The organism is Bradyrhizobium niftali (assembly GCF_004571025.1).
In the GTDB taxonomy this organism is placed as follows: domain Bacteria; phylum Pseudomonadota; class Alphaproteobacteria; order Rhizobiales; family Xanthobacteraceae; genus Bradyrhizobium; species Bradyrhizobium niftali.
On sequence record NZ_SPQT01000107.1, the window covers coordinates 1 to 2,074 of the forward strand.

A 2,074-nucleotide genomic window follows, 5' to 3' on the forward strand; every position below is an offset into this window, starting at 1 on the left:
TCAGCACTGGCCTTGCGAACAGCGTCGACAGCGGCAGGTCGACTCCGACCGCCTGTGACAGCCGGCTCGACATCTGCACGGCCAAGAGGGAGTGGCCGCCCAGTTCGAAGAAGTGGTCGTTGCGCCCGATGCGCTCGACACCAAGGAGCTCGGCCCAGATCTGCGCCAGCGCGGTCTCGACCGCGCCTTGCGGCGCCTCATAGGCCGCCAGTGCATAGGCCTGATCGCGAGGGGCCGGCAGCGCGTTGCGATCGAGCTTGCCGTTCAGCGTCAGCGGAAGCGCTGCCAGCCGCACAAACGCGCTCGGCACCATGTAATCCGGCAGCCGCGCACTCAAGTGCTCGCGCAAAGCGCCCGCAAGCCCGCCTGCATCGCCCTCGTCCGAGCCGGCCTCGGGCGCGCAGACCACATAGGCGATCAGATGCTTGTCACTGGGGCCGTTCTGGCGCGCCACCACCACCGCCTCGCGCACCCAGGCGTGTTCGCAAAGCTTTGCTACGATCTCGCCCGGCTCGATGCGATAGCCGCGGATCTTCACCTGATCGTCGTTGCGGCCCAGGAACTCAAGATTGCCGTCCGGCAGGTAGCGTGCCAGGTCGCCGGTCCGGTACAGCCGATCGCCCTCGACAAAGGGACTGGCGATGAACCGCTCGGCTGTCAGCTCGGGGCGGTTCAGATAGCCCCGTGCCACCCCCGCCCCGCCAATGCAGAGCTCGCCCACCGCACCGAACGGGACCAACCCGCCATGACCATCCAGCAGGTACACCCGCGTGTTGGCGATTGGACGCCCGATCGGGACCAACGACCCATTGAAATCAGCCGGGCAAGTCCAGATCGTCGCGAAGGTCGTCGTCTCGGTGGGCCCGTAGCAGTTCATGAGACGTACGGGGCCGTTTTCTTTCAACACTCTCAAAAATGAGGCAAGATCACCGCGCTCACCCCCACAGAGGAGGTGCTTCAGTTGCGCCAAAGTCGGAGCAATCGAGGATGTATATTGGTTGAATAATGCTGTTGTCAGAAACAGTGACGTCACCCGATGCTGTTCAAGCGCCCGGGCAACACTAGCAGTATCCCTGACGGTGGACGCATGCATGGCAACAATGCAACCACCGTTAAGCAACGGTGCCCATACCTCGAATGTGCTTGCGTCGAAGGCGGGATTGCCAGCCCATGCCACCCGATCTCCTGCATCGATCTTCACATACCCACTGTTGATCACGAGCCGGTTGACGGCACGATGAGGAACAACAACTCCTTTGGGAAGGCCAGTTGAGCCGGAGGTGTACATGACGTAAGCGGCCGTTTCAGCGCTCAACGCCAGCCCAGGATCGGAACTACATTCCGTGCCAGCTATGAGCGGCTCAATAGCACGAACAGGTATGGTCGCCTCAACCAGATCATCCCCGCAAAGCACCAAGCGTGCAGCACAATCGGCCATCAACAATTCTTGTCGCGCCACCGGAAGGGCGCGATCGATCGGTACATACACCCCGCCCGCCTTCAGAACCGCCAGCTGTGCCACCACAAGAGCGGCGGATCGGTCCAGCACGGTGGCAATGCGATCCCCAGGTTTGACGCCGAGAGCGATCAGGTGATGTGCCAGGCGGTTGGCCCGCGCATTGAGCTCGCCATAGCTCAGCCGCTCATCACCGCAGACCACCGCCACCGCATCCGGCGCCTTGCGCACCTGCGCCTCGAACAGCTCGTGGATGCACCGCTCCGCAGGATATGGCGCCGCCGTCCGGTTCAGGTCCTCCAGCAGATCCGTGCGCTCGGCAGCCGAGAGCAGCTCAATCCGCTGGACCTCTTGCTGCGCATCGGCAGCCATCGCCCGCAGCAGCGCCAGCAGATAACCACGCTGCCGCTCGATCGTCGCCTGATCAAATAGCGCCGTGGCATAAGCCAGCGTTCCGGCGATCTCCTCGCCATGCTCGCCAAGGCTCAGCTCCAGATCGAACTTGAGCTGATCAATCTCCTCCCTGGCAGCTTCGACACTCAGCCCCGGCAGCTCCAATGACCCAACCTCATTGTTCTCCCAGGCCAGCATCACCTGGAATAACGGCGTGTGATCAAG

General features: G+C 62.8%; 1 protein-coding gene. It reads right to left on the reverse strand.

The genetic code is table 11. The features are described from left to right. The coding region (locus E4K65_RS46575; protein ID WP_135179746.1) for a non-ribosomal peptide synthetase at positions 1-2,074 on the reverse strand (2,074 nt) is incomplete at both ends.